Origin of the sequence: Hydrogenoanaerobacterium sp. (assembly GCF_032017025.1) — a bacterium.
Classification (GTDB): Bacteria; Bacillota; Clostridia; order Oscillospirales; family Ruminococcaceae; genus Hydrogenoanaerobacterium.
Window position 1 is genome coordinate 29015 of record NZ_DALZQO010000025.1, and the last position, 20483, is coordinate 49497.

Annotated in this window: 19 protein-coding genes, 1 tRNA gene and 1 other annotated feature; of the genes, 3 read left to right on the plus strand and 17 right to left on the minus strand. The window is 48.3% G+C overall.

Annotated elements, in window-relative coordinates; all coding sequences use genetic code 11:
- Nucleotides 1-31: 31 nt before the first annotated feature.
- Nucleotides 32-760, minus strand: a complete 729-nt coding sequence (locus tag RTV33_RS13160) for an ABC transporter ATP-binding protein (RefSeq protein WP_312644982.1) — start codon at nt 758-760, stop codon at nt 32-34.
- Between the two features lie 230 nt (nt 761-990).
- A complete protein-coding gene (locus RTV33_RS13165) occupies nt 991-1902 on the minus strand; it encodes a M14 family zinc carboxypeptidase (RefSeq protein WP_312644984.1) in 912 nt (303 codons plus the stop codon).
- 254 nt (nt 1903-2156) lie between these two features.
- Between RTV33_RS13165 and RTV33_RS13170 the strand changes: the two genes are divergently transcribed.
- Entirely contained in the window at nt 2157-2702 is a 546-nt protein-coding gene (locus RTV33_RS13170; protein ID WP_312644986.1) for an NUDIX hydrolase, read from the plus strand.
- 372 nt (nt 2703-3074) lie between these two features.
- Here the strand turns inward: RTV33_RS13170 and tadA are convergent, their stop codons facing one another.
- The 7 genes from tadA to RTV33_RS13205 form a co-directional block, all read right to left on the minus strand.
- On the minus strand, nt 3075-3527 hold the full coding sequence (gene tadA, locus RTV33_RS13175; RefSeq protein ID WP_312644988.1) for a tRNA adenosine(34) deaminase TadA: 453 nt from the start codon (nt 3525-3527) through the stop codon (nt 3075-3077).
- 3 nt (nt 3528-3530) lie between these two features.
- Entirely contained in the window at nt 3531-4586 is a 1056-nt protein-coding gene (locus RTV33_RS13180; RefSeq protein ID WP_312644990.1) for a CPBP family intramembrane glutamic endopeptidase, read from the minus strand.
- Nucleotides 4587-4731: 145 nt separating this feature from the next.
- Entirely contained in the window at nt 4732-6111 is a 1380-nt protein-coding gene (locus tag RTV33_RS13185) for a TrpB-like pyridoxal phosphate-dependent enzyme (RefSeq protein ID WP_312644992.1), read from the minus strand.
- Nucleotides 6112-6186: 75 nt separating this feature from the next.
- Nucleotides 6187-6441 (minus strand) — a binding site (T-box leader).
- Nucleotides 6442-6565: 124 nt separating this feature from the next.
- Nucleotides 6566-7624, minus strand: a complete 1059-nt coding sequence (locus RTV33_RS13190; protein WP_312644994.1) for a serine hydrolase — start codon at nt 7622-7624, stop codon at nt 6566-6568.
- Nucleotides 7617-8228 carry a helix-turn-helix transcriptional regulator gene (locus tag RTV33_RS13195; RefSeq protein WP_312644995.1) on the minus strand — a complete coding sequence of 204 codons (612 nt, stop codon included), beginning with the start codon at nt 8226-8228 and terminating at the stop codon, nt 7617-7619. The genes RTV33_RS13190 and RTV33_RS13195 overlap by 8 nt, the downstream gene beginning before the upstream one ends.
- A 298-nt stretch (nt 8229-8526) precedes the next feature.
- Nucleotides 8527-8952, minus strand: a complete 426-nt coding sequence (locus RTV33_RS13200; RefSeq protein WP_312644997.1) for a VOC family protein — start codon at nt 8950-8952, stop codon at nt 8527-8529.
- Nucleotides 8953-9311: 359 nt separating this feature from the next.
- A tRNA-Arg gene (locus tag RTV33_RS13205) sits at nt 9312-9386 on the minus strand.
- 286 nt (nt 9387-9672) lie between these two features.
- Here RTV33_RS13205 and RTV33_RS13210 point away from each other — a divergent pair.
- Nucleotides 9673-10086: an NUDIX domain-containing protein gene (locus RTV33_RS13210; RefSeq protein ID WP_312644998.1), complete on the plus strand. Its 414-nt coding sequence runs from the start codon at nt 9673-9675 to the stop codon at nt 10084-10086.
- A 76-nt stretch (nt 10087-10162) separates the two neighbouring features.
- Nucleotides 10163-11539, plus strand: a complete 1377-nt coding sequence (locus RTV33_RS13215) for a TrkH family potassium uptake protein (RefSeq protein ID WP_312645000.1) — start codon at nt 10163-10165, stop codon at nt 11537-11539.
- Nucleotides 11540-11655: 116 nt separating this feature from the next.
- On the opposite strand, the gene RTV33_RS13220 is transcribed toward RTV33_RS13215, so the two are convergent.
- From RTV33_RS13220 to hrcA, 8 genes are all read right to left on the minus strand, one after another.
- Entirely contained in the window at nt 11656-12207 is a 552-nt protein-coding gene (locus RTV33_RS13220; protein ID WP_312645003.1) for a hypothetical protein, read from the minus strand.
- 11 nt (nt 12208-12218) lie between these two features.
- Complete coding sequence (locus tag RTV33_RS13225) at nt 12219-13118, minus strand: M15 family metallopeptidase (protein WP_312645005.1); 900 nt, start codon at nt 13116-13118, stop codon at nt 12219-12221.
- A gap of 145 nt (nt 13119-13263) precedes the next feature.
- Nucleotides 13264-13992, minus strand: coding sequence for a 16S rRNA (uracil(1498)-N(3))-methyltransferase (locus tag RTV33_RS13230; protein ID WP_312645008.1), 729 nt, complete (start codon nt 13990-13992; stop codon nt 13264-13266).
- Between the two features lie 50 nt (nt 13993-14042).
- Nucleotides 14043-14960: a 50S ribosomal protein L11 methyltransferase gene (gene prmA / locus RTV33_RS13235; RefSeq protein ID WP_312645010.1), complete on the minus strand. Its 918-nt coding sequence runs from the start codon at nt 14958-14960 to the stop codon at nt 14043-14045.
- Between the two features lie 3 nt (nt 14961-14963).
- Complete coding sequence (dnaJ, locus tag RTV33_RS13240) at nt 14964-16121, minus strand: molecular chaperone DnaJ (RefSeq protein WP_312645011.1); 1158 nt, start codon at nt 16119-16121, stop codon at nt 14964-14966.
- Nucleotides 16122-16250: 129 nt separating this feature from the next.
- On the minus strand, nt 16251-18095 hold the full coding sequence (gene dnaK / locus RTV33_RS13245) for a molecular chaperone DnaK (RefSeq protein ID WP_312645013.1): 1845 nt from the start codon (nt 18093-18095) through the stop codon (nt 16251-16253).
- Between the two features lie 93 nt (nt 18096-18188).
- On the minus strand, nt 18189-18734 hold the full coding sequence (gene grpE / locus RTV33_RS13250) for a nucleotide exchange factor GrpE (protein WP_312645015.1): 546 nt from the start codon (nt 18732-18734) through the stop codon (nt 18189-18191).
- Between the two features lie 76 nt (nt 18735-18810).
- Nucleotides 18811-19842 (minus strand): heat-inducible transcriptional repressor HrcA, encoded by a 1032-nt coding sequence (gene hrcA / locus RTV33_RS13255; protein ID WP_312645017.1) that lies wholly within the window; start codon nt 19840-19842, stop codon nt 18811-18813.
- Between the last annotated feature and the right edge of the window lie 641 nt (nt 19843-20483).

Genomic DNA, 20483 nt, shown 5'->3' on the forward strand with positions numbered 1-20483 from the left:
GACGCTGTTGATACCCTTTTTACTTTTTTGATTAAGCATTCTGGCTTGCAACTTCATCCGGCACCCCGGACATTTTGTCGTTGATAATATCCGATACGATTTTGCCGTCGGTAATTTTGACGATGCGGTGCGCGCTGTTTGCAATTTCGTTGTCGTGCGTGATAAGGATGACGGTACGGCCCTCGTGCCACAGCTCATTGAGAATGCGCATAACATCCTTACCCGATTTGGTATCGAGGTTTCCGGTGGGCTCATCCGCAAGAATAACAGGGGGCTTTGCCGCAATCGCCCTGGCAATTGCAACACGCTGCTGCTGCCCGCCGGACATCTGCATTGGGCGGTGGCGCAGGCGGTTGCCCAACCCTACGCGCTCCAGTGCCTCGGTAGCAAGCCGACGGCGCTCTTCTCTGGGCAGCCCGCGGTAAATCAGCGGCAGCTCTACATTTTCAATCGCATCTAGGCTGGGAATCAGGTTAAAGCCCTGAAACACAAAGCCGATTTGTTTATTACGAATCTCCGAAAGTTCGTCATCCGATAGGGTGGATACATCCTCACCGTCGAGAAAATAACTGCCCTCGGTAGGGGTATCCAGGCACCCCAGCATGTTCATCAACGTAGATTTGCCCGAACCGGAATGCCCCACGATGGCAATAAACTCACCGTGGTCGATGCCCAGCGTTACGCCGTCGAGCGCACGCACCTCATTTTCGCCGGGATTGTAGATTTTGTACACATCTTTGATGTCAACCAGCTTTTCCATTGAAATTCCTCCAAGTACGTAATACCTCCATTTGAAGGCGGGAGCATTGCCCCCTCGCCTCGGCAAACACAGCTGCATCGCTGCAGAAAGCATGCCACCGGCGGCTAGCCGGTCAATAACCCTGTTTTTAATAGTATTCCCCAGAAAGAAATAAGTCAATTACAAAAGTGTAAACATTATGGGAAACCTTTTCTTTACTTGCAATAACTGCTATATTTATGAATAATTTCTTACAAAAGCAAAGCCAATACCAGCATCTCTTGCAGCTTGTAATACACCGGTAGCAGGTCATCGGCAGGCAGGGGGTTTTTCCCCTTGCCGATCTCTATGGTAAATGCGGGGCGGCGCAGTTTATCAATAAACCAATCCTTAAAGCCGCCATGTGAGGCAAGCCCCTCCTGTGTCATCAGCTTATAACCGCTGCTGGTGGCAAGCAGCTGCGCCATCAGGCGCGAGCGTGATGGGGTATGCTCACCGTATTTGTAGTAGATCTCCTCCCCCTGTGAGTGAAACGAGTAGGCCTGGCGTATCTGGAACCCCCTGCAAAAGCCGCAGATGGCGCGGGTTTCGGGCTCGCTGGTATGGCGGTAGCCACCAAAGCGGGTGGGTGCAGGGCCTGTTATTCCTGCATCCAGCTCCATTTGATGCAGAATCTCCCATCCCGCATCAAAGTTATGGTTGATATCCACACCGCGGGCATTTGCCTGCCAAAGCGCATAATCACCACCGCATATCTCCTCCACCTTGTCTCCCATATTCATGGCTCCCGCGCTTCCGCGCAAGGCGATCTCAATTCCGTCGGGGTTGAGCGCAGGCAAAATAATAACGCCTCGCCGTTCCATCGATTTTTTTACATCAATCTCTGCAAGCGGTTTGTTTTGTGCTATACTATACAGTAAATCATCCAAAAAGCGCAGCATCAGCAATGTAGTAAGCCACTCTAGCCCATGTGTACCGCCTACAAACAGTGTGGCGCCTCTGGTTTCACCCACTGCCACGGCATAAAGCTCGCGCCCCAGTACACTGCGTCCAATCGAAAATACCTTACACAACCCAGGGTACTGCCCTTTTAGTGCAAACAGCCCACCTTTCACCTGAGTGTGTGTGGGCGGCTGTTTATAATATTGTTCCTGCAGCAGCATGTTATCACCTCGCACGGCAAAGTGCCGTTTTTAATTTGTTGCATCTCATCCGTACAAGTACTGGTTCTCTTCGCCCAATTTGGCGGCAAAGTGCCCCCTTTTTTGTGTTTACGCGCTTACCACAACACACAGGCTTGCATTTTCCGGCTTGCTTGCCGAACTGCATCTTCATCACCTCGAAACCATCTTATGAGTGAGACAACTTTAGGTATGCACCCGCAAGCAACAGATTTTAATCGTTTGGAGGAATTTCTATGAAACTTTTTGAAAAGCCATTGAGCACCGACCAGCTGTTTAAAGGCAGGGTGATTACTCTGCGCAGAGATATGGTAGAGCTGGAAAACGGCAGCGTTACCAGCCGTGAGGTAATTGAGCACCCGGGCGGGGTAGCAATTGCTGCGGTGGATGATAATGACAACCTGCTGATGGTGCGCCAGTTTCGTTACCCGTTTGCCGCGGCTCTGCTCGAAATACCTGCCGGTAAGTTGGAGTACGGCGAGGACGCGTTTGCATGTGGCAAGCGCGAGCTGGAGGAGGAAACGGGCCATGTTGCCGGCTTTTACCACCCGCTGGGGCAGCTGCTGCCCACCCCCGCGTATGACAATGAAATTATTCACCTGTATTTTGCAAAAAACCTTACCGAAACCCATCAGCATTTGGATGCCGATGAATTTTTAGCGGTGGAGAAAATTCCGTTTGAAAAAGTAGTTGATATGATTCTTAAAAACGAGATTCGAGACGCAAAAACACAGATTGCAGTGCTTAAAACCAAGCTACTGCGCGACCAAGGCGTCCTGTAATATCATTCAACAGCCGATGTTGGGAGATGTGGAAAAATTCATCTGTTTTATTCTATATCTTGTGCTCGTTATTCCGCAGGCTTCTACATTTTGCTCTTGACATTTTTCTGTATTACATCTTGTAAATTCTATGTAAAAAATTATATCTTTCCACACTTTCCACCGAGTTTTCAACACAAAAAGTTGGAAAACCCGTGAAAATAGTTTAAAATAGCGGTTTTCCTCTGTGGAAAACCTTACCCAACTGCCGCATTTCACCCGATATTGCACCAACCTTTATAAAGTTTTCCCCCGTTTCAACAGGCTTTCAACATTACGCTGAAAAATGGCAAAAAAAGGTCCCGATTCTGTTTCGAATCGGGGCCTCCATTTTTATCTGCGTAATTTTCTAAAAAAGTCGCTGAGTATACCGGCGCATTCCTGCTGTAAAATGCCGCCCTCAGCCTTGGGGAAATGGTTGTAAGGCAGCTCAAAAAGATTAATGACCGAACCGCAGGAACCCGCCTTTTTATCGTATGCACCAAAAAAAACATGGTCAATGCGGCTGTTGATGATTGCCCCCGCGCACATAGGGCAGGGCTCGAGCGTAGCATACAGGTCGCAGCCAAACAGCCGCCAGCCGCCCAGTGTACGGCATGCCTGATCAATCGCAATCAGCTCCGCATGTGTGAGTGCATTCTTACTGCCCTCGCGCCGGTTAAAGCCGCGTCCTACAATGCGCCCGTCCTTTACCACCAACGCGCCCACAGGTACTTCACCAAGCACCGCTGCCTGCGCGGCAAGCTGCAGCGCCTGTTGCATATAGAATTCGTGTTGTTGTTCCATGGTTTACCTCGGTAATCTTTGAATACTTTGCAGTGAGAACGATGCAATTAATACAATCGCAATAATCATTGCCGGGCAGGAAAAAAACATTTTTGTGCGCTGGCGTACCGTAAACGAAGACGGCACTGTCTTTAAGCGAAATAGATCGTCACTGCTGCGCGCAAGTAAAATCGTACTGATGAGCCCAAGAATCAAATACAGCAGTACCATTGTTAGGTTTACAATTTCCGCCTGCCTTTGAGTAAGCATGGGCAATACAATTTGCTGCGCCAATGCCAGCAGGTTGTTCACAAAATGGATGATAATGCCCGTCCACAGCGTACCGGTACGGATGACAAAATAACCGATTACCATACCCATCAGCAATGCAATGGGTGCCTGCATAAAATTGAGGTGCAGCAAGCTGAAAACAATCGCAGATACCGCCAGTGCAAAACCGTCACCAAAGCGGCGCAGGCTCTGCATCAGCACACCGCGGAATACAAATTCCTCCACAATCGCGGGTAAAATGCAAATGTTCACCAGCGCGGCAATCAGCCCCACCGGCGTTACAGAAACCGAGATGTCGGGCATAATGGGAATCAGCCCCGCAAGGCTCATCACACCGCTGAGGGCTGCTGTTGCGGCAGACCCAAGCACCGAAACCGCAAGTGCAATAAACACCGCAGGTACGGTCATTGCTGCCTGTGGGCGCTTCAGCGGAAGCGCTACCCTTACGGGGATACGAATAAACAGCAGATAAAGCCCATACGCAACAAAATTGCATAACAGAAAACTCAGCCCGTCTATAATTTGTGTTATCCATTCGGGGGCCATTAGGTGTGAGTTAAAATAACGGATTTGTGGCATAAACAACATAAAAAAGCGTACAACATAAGCCGGAACAGCAACCCGTAAAAACAGGTAGAGCAATACTGCAAGCCCCGCTGCGTTCGCACAGGTGATCAGCGAGGTGCGCTCCTGATACGCCGGGCCAAACGGAACAAAGCCCAAGCCCTGTACATATGTGTAGCCGGACTCAGACAGTTTGTTTTGGTTAAAATTGTTGTTGTAATCCATCCAATCACCTTAAAAAGCATAATATTATTGCAAATAATAGCATAGCACAAAAGGCATGCATCAATATACCGCCTTTTTGTAAACAATTTATGATACAAAAAGCACGCCCGCTTTTTTATTGCGGGCGTGTCGGCAAAGCACTGAGTTATTCCTGTATTCCGGGTATTTTTGGCAGCTTATCAAAGCCTGCCTGAAGCTCCTCATCGGTTGGAATGTAATCGCTCATTTTCCCCTCAAGATACGAGGTATAGGCTGTCATATCAAAATAGCCTGTTCCGGTCAGACCAAACAGAATTGTTTTTTCTTCTCCGGTTTCTTTCCACTTAAGCGCCTCGTCAATTGCCGCACGAATGGCATGTGCGGATTCGGGTGCGGGTAGAATCGTCTCCTGCTTTGCAAAGAAGGTGGCCGCCTCAAACACTTTTGTCTGTTCTACGGCAATTGCCTCCATATAGCCGTCATGGTACAGCTTCGACAGCACCGGTGACATGCCATGATAGCGTAGACCGCCGGCATGGTTTGGGGCGGGAATAAATTCGCAGCCCAATGTATACATCTTTGCCATAGGCGTAATTTTGCCGGTATCGCAGAAGTCGTAGGCGTACTTGCCACGGGTGAGCGACGGGCAGGAGACAGGCTCGACCGCCACGATTCTGGAGTTTTGCTTGCCGGTCAATTTATCCTGCATAAAGGGTGCAATCAACCCACCAAGGTTGGAGCCCCCGCCCGCACAGCCAATGATGATATCGGGATATTCACCGATCAGCTCCATCGCTATTTTTGACTCTAAGCCGATGATGGACTGGTGCAGCAACACCTGGTTTAAAACCGAGCCCAGCACATAGCGGCAGTTGGGGGTGGTAACTGCTTTCTCCACCGCCTCGGAAATTGCGCAGCCAAGGCTGCCGCCCGTGGTGGGGTTTTCCGCCAGAATTTTTCTGCCCGCCTCGGTGGTATTGCTCGGGCTGGCAATTACCTTACCATCAAAGGTTTGCATGATGGCTTTACGAAACGGTTTTTGCTCGTAAGAAGCCTTGACCATATAAACGGTAAGCGGAATGCCGTAAAAGGAACATGCCTCGGCAAGGGCGGTACCCCACTGGCCGGCGCCGGTTTCGGTGGTAAGGCTTTGCAGACCCTGCTTTTTTGCATAATATGCCTGTGCAACGGCGGAGTTCAGCTTATGGCTGCCCGAGGTATTGTTGCCTTCGAATTTATAATATATTTTTGCGGGGGTGCCCAGCGCCTTTTCAAGGTTGTAGGCGCGGATGAGCGGAGAGGGACGGTACATTTTGTAAAACTCCTGAATCTCGGGCGGAATATCGACATAGCGGGTTTTGTCATCCATCTCCTGATGTGCAAGCTCTTTGCAAAACACAGGGTATAAATCCTCTTCGGTTGCAGGCCGCAGGGTGCCGGGGTTGAGCATAGGTGCGGGCAGCTCTTTCATGTCCGCCCTTAGGTTATACCATTGCTTCGGCATCTGTTCTTCGGTCAAATAAATTCTGTGCGGAATGTTTTTCATTGCGGTTACCCTCTTTCTTTTTTATATAAACTGTTTATGGAAACAAAACAAAAAAGACCTTTGTCCTCAGCATTCTGCTGGGACAAAAGTCTCGTAAACTTCTGCGGTACCACCCAAATTGATATGTAAAACATACCCACTTATTTCATATACAAACATATATGCTTCCATGGTAACGGTGGAGAACCCGTCGGGCACTACTAAACAAGGCTGTTTTTCGTCCCGCCCTCATAAGTCCATTCGGCATAACCTCACTTGCCACACTCACACCAAGCGGTGGCTCTCTGAAAAGCAAAAATTATGCGTACTCTTCTTATTCATCGGTTTAAGTAATTAAATTTTCCTAATTATATAAGACTATTTTACTATTGTCAAGGGGATTTTCTTGTTCCGCTCGCAAAAAATCAAATTATGGTACAATATAAGCCGCACATAACAAAATGGTGCAAAACTATTAGTCGGATACCACTTTTGCCAACTGTAGCGGGACTGTAAACAGTTTGCCAGGGGCAGAGATTTGATTGTTGTCTCCTACAAAATACAAATCCTTTTCCGGATAATAGTAGGCATAAGCTCCGCTGGCTCCCATATGTCCGATCAGTTCGCCCTTGCACCGGAACAAACTGGCAATTCCGGAGATATTTAACCGTACAAACCCGCCCCCATATTGCCCGAGCGGTGGTGCGTATTGTATCATCGCAAAACTGCGCAATTGCTCAAATATGCACCTATCAAATAGCTTTCCTCCAAAAAAGGCCTTAATAAATTGCATCATTTCCTTTGATGTGCTGATGCATCCTCCGCTAGCCGGAATACTGCGAATCAGCATGGGACGATATAAGGCATTTTCTCTGTGATATATGTTGGGGATGAAATCACAATCATTTTCCGGCATATATGTATTTTGAAGATTGAGAGGATCAAAAATATATTTTTTATACACATTGTGCAGGCTGCTTTGCTCAAGCCGCTCGATTATTTTGCCCAGCATTTCAAAATTCAGATCAGAGTAATGAGCCTTCCCCGCAGCACCGGGAGCAAATTTCTTCCTACTCTCTTTTGCGATTTTTACATAATCCTCAAATGATACAGAAACATCTGATCTTATCATTTTCTTGTTGATACAGTTTGTCCCTACTGCAAAGACGTCCGGGAACCCCGTATTCTGGAAAAGCAAATTACCTACCGTTAGCCGACCGGAGCAATCGATGCCTTTATAAACATGTATGCTTTGCAGTATTTCCGAATCAAAAAATTCGGATAAATTATCTTGCAGTGATAATTTTCCCTGCTGTATTAAATTTAAAATACAGGTAGTCGTAAACAACTTAGAGACACTGGTCAGCACCATTGGAGAATCGAGGCTTCTTCCGCCATACCCTTTGCTCCATGAAAAATTGCCCTCCGTATTCTCTATGTGTAAGGAACATTCATAGATTATGGAAGACCGCGTCAGTTTATGAAAGACCTTTTCGAAGCCTTTTTCATATTTCCTTTTTTCAAGATTATTCAAAGGTTCCCCCCCTCTCCATCGTATCCTTTAATTTCTCAAACCATTCAATTTCAAAAGCAATCTTGTCAATTGAGAGCTCAAGTGTTGCGCACTGAAAAAAAGCGATTCCCTTGACGTATTCAATTGGGTTTGCAAATTCTTCAAAACGGATAGAGCTTGTTCTTTTCAATTCTTCCAAATATTCTTCATTAATGGCAGGGTTGTTGTCTATGATTGTACGTATACTATGCAGCGCCTTTTGTTCTTCTTTTAGTTCGTTAATGTAGGCATCTATTAATTGCCTCCAACTTTCCTTATTTGTAAAGCCCATAAAGAACAGCTTGCTCAGTTCCATGTTTTTTTCTTTATACCGCATAGGCGATGAGACGCTCGCGTAAAAGCAGCCCTTACCAGCATCTGTAATTTCGTATACTTTCTTGTTAACGCCACTCTCTACGTATTCATTAAATCTAACCATATTGTTGGCCAACAATTTCTTTATAGCTGCCTGTATACTGCCCATACTGTTGCTGCTGATGGAAGAAAAGCACATGTCAATACTCTTGCGCATTTCATACACCGTACATTTTCGTATCATTAGTAAGCCCAAAATTATAATATCCATACATCGCCCTCCTGTTACCAATAGTAACATACCTAATGGTTTTTGTAAAGGAATTTATTGTATAAAATGGAATTTAAATATCACACAAAGCAAAATCACTTGAATCTGTGCCGCTGGGGCGCTCTTGCTTTTTATTGTTTGTATCATTGTGTCAAAATAGGTGCAAAACTTAGGGTGCGGGCACAAAAGAAAACGCGCCCCACAAAGTGAGGCGCGTTTTCTGTTCGGCTTTAAACTGGTGGAATAATAGTGAAAAAAATTGTTAATATCGTAACTTTTCTCTCAATTTTGCGATTTTCTATAACAATGCAAAATGGGCACTTTCGATAATTGATTTCATTTGACATAAGCAAAAAGGGTGCCCGGCGGGGTCAATCATAACCCTCCAATTGCTGGAAAATTGCTTGGCTGCGACAACTGCTCCACAATGGATTGCATACTCAGCTGCTTTTTCTAAATCATTAACGGCGAAGTCTATATGTGCCATTTGCTGTTGAGCTTCAGGTTCTGACGGCCACACAGGCGGTTTATACTCAGGATTGTGTTGAAACATTATACCAGGATATGATCCCTGATTGGTTCCTGGAGCGTATACACATGCCCAATCTTCATCGATAAACATTATTTCCCACTTGAGCAACGCTGCATAAAATTTTGCCAATTTATGCGGGTCTTTGCAATCCACCGTAAATGAGTACATTTTAATTTTTAATTCATCATCCATAACGCTAATCCCTCCTAATCGAACCAATCCACACTGCAACTTCCTGTTTACCTGCGTGGTGCAATCGCTTTAAACCCATCATATCACATTTTTGCGTATAAAAAAAGATTTTACGTGTTCTTAGACAATGAGTAATGTTGGACGTGGCCTACCCGGGTAGCACGCTCCAGCGGTCGGGCGAACACCGTCGACCGCTTTCTCCTATGGGGTGACAGGAGTGTTTTCAGAGCACCAGCGGCGAAAACCGACGTCATTAGGGGGCAACGCCGCCTATAAAAATGCAAGATTCCGGCGCGTGTGCAAAGAAAAACGCACTCCACAAAAGTGAAGTGCGCGAATTGTATCCGGCTTCAAGCCGGTGGCACCCCCAGCAGGAATCGAACCTGCAACTGACCCTTAGGAGGGGTCTGTTATATCCATTTAACTATGGGGGCATATTAAGTTTTTAGCCTATTTGAGCTGCAAAATTTCGTTGCAATAGAGGCAGCAGGTCTATCCGGCTGAATAATAGATTTACAGAGGGATAAACCCGTACCCTCTATATTATACTAATTAAAAAAAGTTGTCAATTACAAGCAGCGCGAAAGATGCATTTTTTATGCATTAGGGCTTTTCTAAAAGCCAAAAAAGTGTTATATTAGGTAGATAGAGTGTCGTGCACGCAGTGTGTTGCACAATGGATGTTGATTGTGTTACGAGTTTAAGTGGAGGATTACCAAAATGAAACGTGAAAAGTCATGCGGTGCCCTTGTGTACCGTAAAAAGGACGATAAACAGCCTGAACTACTTTTAATCAGGCATCGCTTCGGCGGCCATTGGTCTTTTCCGAAAGGGCATGTGGAGGCCGGAGAAAACGAGGTGCAAACCGCACTGCGAGAGGTGAATGAAGAAACAGGGCTTACCATTGATTTGTTGGATGGTTTTCGCGAGTGTGTGGAATACTATCCAAAACCAAATGTGAAAAAACAGGTGGTATACTTTTTAGGTTATGCCGAAAACGATCAGGTGCGCAAGCAGGACGAAGAGGTCAGCGAGGTAAAATGGCTGGGAATTGATGAGGCACTAAGCGCAGTCACTTTTAAAAACGACAAAAATTTGATTTGCCGTGCAAAGAACTTTTTGCTTGAGCTTTAATCGGAAAAGGCGAGGGGCACCTCGCTTTTATTTTGTGCAATAAGGACCTTATAAATATAAAGGAGTGCTGTTCGCTGTGTTCCCAAGTTCGCCCGAGAAAAAACGTTCTTCGCTTTCTACCTCACCCGCACGTGCTATTTGCCTTAGCTTTCTTGCTGTAATTGCCGTTGGTACGCTGTTGCTCTGCTTGCCTTTTTCATCAAGAGACGGGCAGTTTACCAATGTGCTGGACGCATTGTTCACGGCTACCAGTGCCACCTGTGTTACAGGCCTAATTGTGTTTGACACCGGCACCAAGTGGTCGGTTTTCGGCCAAGCAACCATACTTGCGCTCATTCAAGTGGGTGGGCTGGGGCTTGTAACGATTACCACATTTTTCAACATTGTTATCGGCAAGCGCCTGGGCTTTCGCTCTATGCAGCGTGCACAGGAGGCGATTAACGTTGACGGCGTTATGGATATCGACAAAATGATCCGCATTGTTGTAAAGGCATCGCTGGCGGTGGAGGGCATTGGCGCGGCAATTTTAATGCTGGTTTTTGTTCCGAAATACGGTCTCTATGGTATTTTTATCTCAATTTTTCTTGCGATATCGGCCTTTTGTAACGCAGGCTTTGATATTTTGGGGTTTGAACAGCCATTCATTTCACTGAGCAACTATAATGGTAATTTTATTGTTATTTTCACCATTACAATGCTGATTATTATCGGTGGCTTGGGCTTTGTGGTATGGGCAGACCTGATGGAATACCGCAAAACCAAAAAGCTGATGCTGCACAGCCGCGTGGTGCTTTTGATTACCGCAATTTTGATTGCATCGGGCACGGCGATGTTTTTGATTTGCGAATGGAATAACCCCGCTACCATGGCAGACATGTCGCTGCGCGAAAAGCTTTTCGCCGCGTACTTTCAATCGGTTACCACCCGTACTGCAGGCTTTAATACCATTGATATTACCCAAATGCACCTCATTACCAAAACCCTTTCGATGATTCTGATGTTCATCGGTGCGGCACCCGGCTCTACGGGCGGTGGTATTAAGGTCACCACTATTTCGGTTGTAATTATGACGGTGCTTTCGGTCATCAAGGGCAGTGAGGATACGGTGATTATGAAGCGCAAGGTAGCGAAAAACACGGTATACAAGTCACTGACAATTATCGTGCTGGCGGCTTTTCTGGTGATTATTGCGGGCGGTGTAATGTACTTCACCATTCCCGAAAGTACACTGGAAACAGGCATCGATGCCATGTTTGAGGCAGTTTCGGCATTTGCAACGGTTGGGCTTTCATCTGGTGTAACAGCGGTTGCCAACATCCCTTCCAAGATGGTGCTGATTCTTACCATGTTTACCGGGCGTGTAGGCCCCATTTCGTTTGTACTTTCTCTCGCCGTTCGAGGCGGCATCAACAAAAACCAGATCATGCCGGACGGCAAGATTATGGTGGGCTAGCCGGCGGGAGGAAACGCTTTATGAATCCCCGCGTACCGTAGCTCAGGCACGCATTCCGCACTGTTCAAAATTTCACAAAAAAAGAGACGCTTCTGCGTCTCTTTTTTTTATTGCTGTCATTCTAAAGTCAGCTGCCCCTCACTGATATGAGGAGAGCAGATGATTTGAAACACAAAGCCCTCCTCCTGCTTGATAACGGAAGACTGTGCCACACTTTGAAACAGCCCCACCTCCTGCAGCCTCTGGTAAAATACTGCAGGCGACTGCTCGCTTTGTGAATAGCAGGTGAGTATAATATCGTAGTGATCAAATGCAACGCTTACAGGCTCCACATCATCGGGCATTGAGGTTGCAAGCTTTAAAAAAATCTTACTGTTCAGCTTTGGCACTGTATCAAAATTAATGGCGGCATCGGCAAATGCAAATGCATACTGCTCGAGCAGCCCCACAGTTTTACGGCGCAGTAATTTGTTTTCGGTGCCGCGCAGCTGGGCCTGTTCCTGCTGAAACACTTGCTTCACCACTAACTCCTCGCCCTTATTTTTGAGTGCGTTTGCAAGAGAGGTGCCGGTAACAAGAATCGCCCCGGCCAGCAATATGCCTACCGCTGCGCTCAGCGCAGAGGTACCGGTGCTCTGACTATTCTGTTGTGGCGCGCCGAATGTCAAGGCCTTCACTCCTAATGTTGATTCAAGTACTCCTCCAAACAGATTTTCTGATCCATAATCTTACGAGCATTCTCTTTGCCCACATAGCGGTAATGCCACGGCTCATAGGTAATGCCTGTGATTTCCTGCTTATCCTTGGGGTAACGCAGGATAAAGCCATAGTCGGCGCAGTTTTCATACAGCCATTTGAACTCATCGAATTTTTCGAAGTCGTGCTCCAGGTCTGCGTATTTGGTGAAATAGCCTACCGATACGATGTCAGCAGCAAGCCCTGTGTTGTGCTCACTGGTTCCCGGTGGTGCTACCCATCTGGCAGCCTCCACAGCCGCTTCTTCATCGGAATACCCGCTGTTCTTCAATTGATTCACCTTGTTCTTGTAAAGCACCGCGCTGCGCTCGGTAGAACGGTACGCCGAACAAATCTGCAGTGAATATCCATCTGCTTTTGCCGCGGCAATCATTGCCTGCATGTCTTCCACAATGCGCGCATCTAGCTGGTAGCTTGCATTCACATTGGCAAGTGTTACGTCATAGTCGCCGCTAAGCTTGTTTTTGGGGTTTACCAGCACCAACCGCCAGTCGTCAGGCTTTTCAGGGTTCGGCCCTGCGCTAGACGAGCCGGAACTGCTTTCGCTGCTCACGGTAACATCGCTCTCCTCACCGCCTACGGGTACAGCGCTCTCGCTGCTCGAAGCCTCGTCTTCGCTGCTGCTTTCCAGTGGCGCGTCACTTTCAGATATGAGACTTTCGGGCGGCTGCGAGTTTTCCTGCCCGCTTTTTTTGTGGTTGCAGGCCGCCACACCAATGATAATTGCAAGCAAAACTGCTGCAAGCAATAAAATCATTGGCACAGGGGATTTACGGCGGCCTCTGCGGCGTTTGCCGCGGTAGTTTTGGGGTGCATTTGCCATTGTATCATTTCCTTTATGGTTAATTTGTCAAATTTTGAAGCCCGATTCTTCTATTGCTTACAAAACAGCACTAGAATTTTCAGCGGCTTTATTATAACACAAAAATGTGAATAAAAAAACCGAACGCAATGTTCGGTTTTTTTTACTAATTTAGATTTCCGGTTTCAAACATAATGGCGGAAAGCGCACACAGCGGCGCGGTTTCGCAGCGTAGGATACGCTTGCCCAGTGTGGCGGTACGAATACCCTGCTCTACTGCGCAGGCAACTTCTTCTTCGTCAAAGCCGCCCTCTGCGCCAACTGCGATCGAAACCTGACTCGGGCAGCTTTGCAGTAGCTCTTTGAGCTTATTACCGCCCAGCTCGTAAAACAGAATCGAAAGCGGCACTTTGCCCATTTGTTGCACCGCGTCTTTATACTCCACCACGGGGTGAACAACCGGAATTCTGCCGCGGCCGCTCTGCTTGGCGGCCTCATACGCAATCTTCTGCCAGCGCTCCCTCTTTTTGGCAAGGCTTTTGGCATCGGGGCGCGATACACAGCGGCGGGTAAGCATCGGGGTTATTTCACACACACCCAGCTCCACCGCTTTTTGAATGATCAGTTCCATTTTATCCGATTTGGGCAACGCTTGATACAGGTGCACCTTTACGTCAGGCTCGGCAGCGCTGTGCTGCGAGCGGTCAACCGAAAGCGTCACCGCACTTGCGCTGATATCGGCAATTTTGCAAAAATATTCGATGTCAGTGCTGTTTTCGCATACGATGAGGTCATCGCCCACACCCATACGCAGCACGCGGCTGATGTGTGCCGCGTCATCACCCGTGATGGTAATCTTGTCGCCGTTCGCATGCTCTACAAAAAATCGCGGCATAGTTTAAGCCTCCGTTGATTCAGTAAAAGCAGAAAAGCCCATGCTCTCTGCTAAAATTTACACGCCAAAGCCACCCAGCCGCTGCTTTCTTCACGCTTCACAATGTGCAGCCCAATTTCTTCAAGCGCTGCAACCACTTCATGGGCGCGTTCTGAAATAATGCCGGATGCGATGAATACCCCGTCTTGCTTTAAGAACTGCGGAATAACAGGGGAGAGGCGGATGATGACATCTGCGACAATGTTGGCGCAGATAAGATCAAAGGTGCCGCTAACCTTGTCGGTGAGGTCGCCGCAAAGAAAGGTGGTACGATCGGTCACCTTGTTCAGCGCGGCATTTTCATTGGCAACGCGCACCGCGGTGTCGTCAATATCCACACCGATGGCGGATTTACCACCCAGCAGCATAGCCGCAATCGAAAGAATACCGCTTCCGCAGCCCATATCAAGCACTGTGGTGTCGGCGGCAACATATTCCTCCAGCAACTGCATGCACAGCCTGGTGGTGTCGTGTGTGCCGGTTCCAAACGCCATGCCCGGGTCGAGTGAGACCACAACCTCGTCGCCGACAAGGTCGTAATGCTCCCACGAGGGGCACACCACAAGGCGTTTTCCCACCTGAATGGGGTGGTAGTATTTCTTCCATTCGGTTTCCCAGTCTTCCTCCTGCACCTTTACTGTGGTGATTTGGAAAGGGATCTGCTCGGAGGTAAAGCGTTCGGTGAGGAACGACACCGCCTCATTGGGGTTTTCGGTGGGTTTGATGTACAGATGAATCAGCGCATGAGTGCGGTCTTTCGCAAGCAGCTCTTCATCGATAAAATCGACCTGTGCAATTTTGGGCGCTTCGGTGATGAGATCAGAATAATCCTCAATGTAAATGCCATAGGGCACCGCCATCTGAGTAATCGCCGCTGCATCGTCCACCTGTTGTGCTGGCACCTTAACGGTTACTTCGCTCCACTCCACCGATTAGTCCTCTCCCTTCATCGCATCCTTAATCTTTTCAAAAAAGCCCTTGCGTTTTTCATAGTTTTTATCGTTTGCAAGCTCCTCAAAATCCTTCAGCGCCTGCTTTTGCTTGTTGTTGAGGTTTTTGGGTACTTCAACGGTTACCTTGACGTACTGGTCGCCTCTGCCGCGCCCGTTCACAAAAGAAATACCTTTGTTGCGCAGGCGGAAAGTGGTGCCGGGCTGTGTACCCTCGGGTACTTCGTAGGTCACCTTGCCATCAATGGTGGGAACCGTAATTTCATCGCCGAGCGTTGCCTGCGTAAAGGTGATGGGTACCTCACACCAGACGTTGAAGCCGTCGCGCTCAAAAATCGGGTCGGGGCGGATGCCCACTGTCACGTTCAGGTCACCGGCAGGCCCTGCATTCATTCCGTGGTCACCCTGCCCACTCATCACAAAGGTCTGACCATTGTCGATGCCTGCGGGTACGTTGACCATAATTTTTCTGGTGTGGCGTATACGCCCCATGCCGCGGCAGTCGCCGCACGGGCTCTTGATAACCTTACCTTTACCGGCACACTTGGGACAGGTTTTGCTGGTTTGGATAACACCAAACGGTGTGCGCTGCTGTACGCGCACCTGACCGGTGCCGCTGCAATCGGAGCAGCTTTCGGGCGAGGTGCCTTTTGCGGCGCCTGTGCCCTCACATGTATCGCAGCGTTCAAGGCGCTGTATGGTAATTTCTTTTTGACAGCCCAGTGCAGCCTCAATGAACGACAGGTTCAGCTGCGCATTTACCGCATTGCCGCGAATGGGCCCGTTGGGGTTGCGGGTTCTGCTACTGCCGCCAAAGCCGCCACCAAAAAAGCTGCCGAAGATGTCGCCTAAGTCAAAATCCATATCGCCAAAGCCGCCAAAACCGCCGCCCGCACCCGCGCCATAGCTGGGGTCAACCCCTGCAAAGCCGAACTGGTCGTACTTCTGGCGCTTTTGCGCGTCAGAGAGGATTTCATACGCTTCGTTAACTTCTTTAAATTTTGCCTCGGCCTCTTTATCGCCAGGATTTAAATCCGGGTGATATTTTTTCGCAAGACCTCGGTATGCTTTTTTCAGCTCGTCGTCGGAACAGCCCTTTTGTACGCCGAGCACTTCATAATAATCTCTTTTGTCAGGCAAATGTACCACCCTTTATCAAATTCAAATATGTTTATTCACAATAGCTTAGTGTACCACAATGCGCTTTAATTGTAAAACGCATCTGTAGGGGCACGGCTTGCCGTGCCCCTACATTGGCATCAAATAAACTTATTTTGCGTCATCCGCATCCTTGTAGTCCGCATCAACATAGTCGCCTTCATTGGGAGCCGCACCTGCATTTGCGTCTGCATCTGCGCCCGGTGCTGGCTGGCCGGCTGCCTGGGCCTGCTCGTAAACCTTGGAGGAAACCTCGTAGAATTTCTTCTGCAGTTCCTCTTGTTTTGCTTTAATTGCCTCAACATCGGTGCCCTTCAGCGCCTCTTTGAGTGCTGCAATCTTCGCCTCAAGGTCAGCTTTTTCATCCGCCGCAATCTTATCACCGAGGTCGGTAATGGTCTTTTCAGACTGGTAAACCATCTGATCTGCACCGTTTCTTGTATCAATCTCCTCACGGCGTTTTTTATCCTCAGCGGCAAATGCCTCTGCGTTCTTCACTGCCTGCTCCACATCGTCTTTGGACATGTTGGTGGAGGAGGTGATGGTGATGTTCTGTTCTTTGCCCGTGCCGAGGTCTTTCGCCGAAACGTGCACAATGCCGTTGGCGTCGATATCAAAGGTTACCTCGATCTGGGGCACGCCACGGGGTGCTGCCGGAATGCCGTCAAGGCGGAAGTTACCCAGAGTTTTGTTATCGCTTGCCATCTCACGCTCACCCTGCAGAACATGAACCTCAACCGAGGTTTGGCCGTCTGCCGCGGTGGAGAATACTTGCGATTTTTTGGTGGGGATGGTGGTATTTCTCTCAATAATTTTGGTAAATACACCACCCAGTGTTTCAAGGCCAAGGGACAGGGGAGTGACGTCGAGCAGCAGCAGGCCTTTTACGTCGCCGCCGAGCACGCCGCCCTGAATGGCTGCACCAATTGCCACACATTCATCGGGGTTGATTCCCTTAAACGGATCTTTGCCTGTAATGCCCTTTACGGCATCCTGTACAGCGGGGATTCTGGAGGAACCGCCCACCAGCAGGATTTTATCGAGCTGAGAAGGCTGCAAGCCGGAATCGGAGAGCGCCTGACGAACAGGGCCCATGGTTTTTTCAACAAGGTCTGCGGTGAGCTCGTTGAATTTTGCTCTGGTCAAAGTGATGTCGAGGTGCTTCGGCCCGGTTGCATCTGCGGTGATAAACGGCAGGTTGATGCTTGCTGTGGTCATGCCGGAAAGCTCAATCTTCGCTTTCTCAGCAGCCTCTTTGAGTCTCTGCATTGCCATTTTATCGCCCGAAAGGTCAATGCCGGAATCCTTTTTGAACTCAGCAGCAAGGTAGTTGATGACGCGCTCGTCAAAGTCGTCGCCGCCCAGCTTGTTGTTGCCTGCGGTTGCAAGAACCTCCTGCACGCCGTCGCCCATCTCAATGATGGAAACGTCGAAGGTACCGCCGCCAAGGTCGTATACCATAACCTTCTGGTCGTTTTCTTTGTCCACGCCATAAGCAAGTGCAGCAGCGGTGGGCTCGTTGATGATACGTTTTACATCAAGACCTGCAATTTTGCCTGCGTCTTTGGTCGCCTGTCTCTGAGCATCGGTGAAGTACGCAGGAACGGTAATAACCGCCTCGGTAACTTTTTCGCCCAGATATGCTTCTGCATCCGCTTTCAGCTTTTGCAGAATCATCGCGGAGATCTCCTGCGGGGTGTAACTTTTATCTTCAATGTGTACTTTGTAGTCGGTACCCATATGTCGCTTGATGGAGCTTACGGTGCGCTCGTGGTTGGTAACAGCCTGACGTTTTGCAACCTGACCTACCATTCTTTCGCCTGTTTTAGAAAATGCAACCACAGATGGAGTGGTGCGTGCGCCCTCGGCGTTTGCAATTACGACTGCCTCGCCGCCCTCCATAACCGATACGCAGGAGTTTGTTGTACCTAAGTCAATACCAATGATTTTTCCCATAAAAAATTCCCTCCAATAAATTGGCGCTGTGCGCCTATGTTTTTTACGCGGGATTCCCCGCCGGTGTTTTTATTTTAATTGTATAGGCCTGTGTTAGTTGGCTACCTGCACCATGGCATGGCGCAGCACCTTGTCACCCATTTTATAGCCCTTTTGGAATACTGCCGCAATGGTATTTTCACCAAGGTTTTCATCCTCAAGGTGCATCACCGCATTGTGCAGGTTGGGGTCAAATTCTTTTCCCTCGGCTTCAATCTCCTCCACGTTCAGCGCTTTCAGGCACTCTTTAAACGAGGTAAAAATCATATCCACGCCTTTTTTAAACTCCGAATCCTCACATTCGCTTTCCATTGCCCGATCAAAATTATCGAGCACCGGTAAAAATTTCGATACGGTTTGGGCAACTGCCTCGGGGTAAATCTCAAGGCGCTCTTTCTGCGAACGTTTGCGGTAATTATCGTACTCGGCAAGGGTTCGCATCAATTTGTCGTTGAGCTCTTCCATCTGTTTTTTCAGCAGATCCGCCTCGCTGATTTCCTGTTCTACAGCAGGTTGTGCAGCGGTTTCTTCGGTGGCTACATCCTCCACCTTAGCCTCTTCTGCCTGCGGTGCAGACTCTTTTGCTTTTTTTGCAGACACTCTCTCTGTCTCCTCTCAGCAGCGGTTTGCTGCTTTTGATATTAAGCGGGAATCCCCGCAGGTTTTATATGTCCTGTTACTCCTCGTTTTCAAGGGTATCTGATAACAGTTTTCCTAACGTCTTCGCAAAGTATTCCAGATGTGGGATTAGCCTTTGATAGTCCAGCCGAACCGGACCAACCACGCCGATAGCACCGCAGCTGTCTTTGCCAATTTTGTAGGTCGCAACAATCACCGAAGAATCGGTGAGCTCAGACAGCGGGTTTTCTTTACCGATTGAAATCTGCACGCCCTCTTTTTGGAAGGGGAGGATATCGGTAATCTTCTCGCGGTCGGAGATGGTGGTGAGCAAGTCGTGCGCCACCGCATCGAATTCCTTGTAGCCAAGCAGATTGGTTTCACCGCTTGCAAAGTACTGTCCGTCGTTGATCGCCTTGCAAAGCTCGTAAAGGCCGGCAAGCAGCGGGGTAAACACGCGGGAGTATTCACCGAGTGCAACTGCAACCGAGCTGACGTACATGGTCGAAATTTCGTCCATCGAGCGTCCCCCGAAGCGGTCGTTTGCAAACTTATTAAAGAACTCGATGATTTCTCGGTTTAAGTTATAGTCTACGCGTGCCACCTTGTTTTTAATCACACCGTTTGATGCAACCACCAGCATTACCACCGTTCGGCGGTCGATAGGCACCACCTCAATGCGGCGTACAGTGACATGCTTGGGCGTAATGGTGGTAGAAATTGTCGCACAGTTGGTATAATGCGCCAGCACGTTTGCAGCATCCTCCAACAGACGGTCGGGGTCGGGGTCCCTCACGTTGAACAGCGCGTCAATTTCGTCGCGTTCGTCCTCCGTCAACGGCTTGCAGTGCATCAGCTGGTTGATGTACATCCTGTAGCCAAGATGCGACGGAATTCTGCCTGCCGATGTGTGCGGCTGTTCGAGCAGCCCCAAATCGAACAACGCAGACATCTCGTTGCGGATGGTGGCGGGGGACACCTGAAACTCCAGCATCTGTGCCAATGTCTTGCTGCCGATGGGTTCGCCGGTGCGAATGTAGTTTTCGACGATAGCTGCAAGTATCTTCAATTTTCTTTTGTCAATCTCCACAGCTTATCACCTCTTTTTTGGATTTAGCACTCTTGTCTTTCGAGTGCTAACAAGTATTATTCTACACGGATTTTTGTTTTTGTCAAGCGACTTCATAAATTATTTACAAAAAAATAGCAGTCATTCGTTTGACTGCTAACTAATTTTTATTTTAACGGATAATTTCTTTTTTCATTGCTGATTCCACAGAGATAATTTAAATCTACGTTATAGAACTCAGCTAATTTTAGAACAGAGTTTATTAACTTTTATTCTACTAATTTATTCATAAAAGTTTCGCCGCTACGGCGACGAGTACACTTCTTTTGTCAAACAACAAAAGAAGTGTACCAAGAAAAATGTTTTAGGTTACGAAATAAGCAGTCTCGCACTTTCGTGCGAGGTGTTAAATGAAACCCTTTTTGAGGAAAAGTGTTTCAAACTTCCCCAAACCTTTTTATATTGTCCCATTGTCTCCATACAGGGTGCAATGTTCTCCATTGGTGGTACCTACTATAACGGGCTTACTTGTGAATTAGACCGCGCGGGCATAGAGCCATAAGACTTTTTACACATAAAAAACTCGCGGAACGTGCACCTCTGTTGCGGCACGCGGGGGATTCATAAGGGGGAACGTGTCAGAAGCCCCTGCCTTTTTGCCT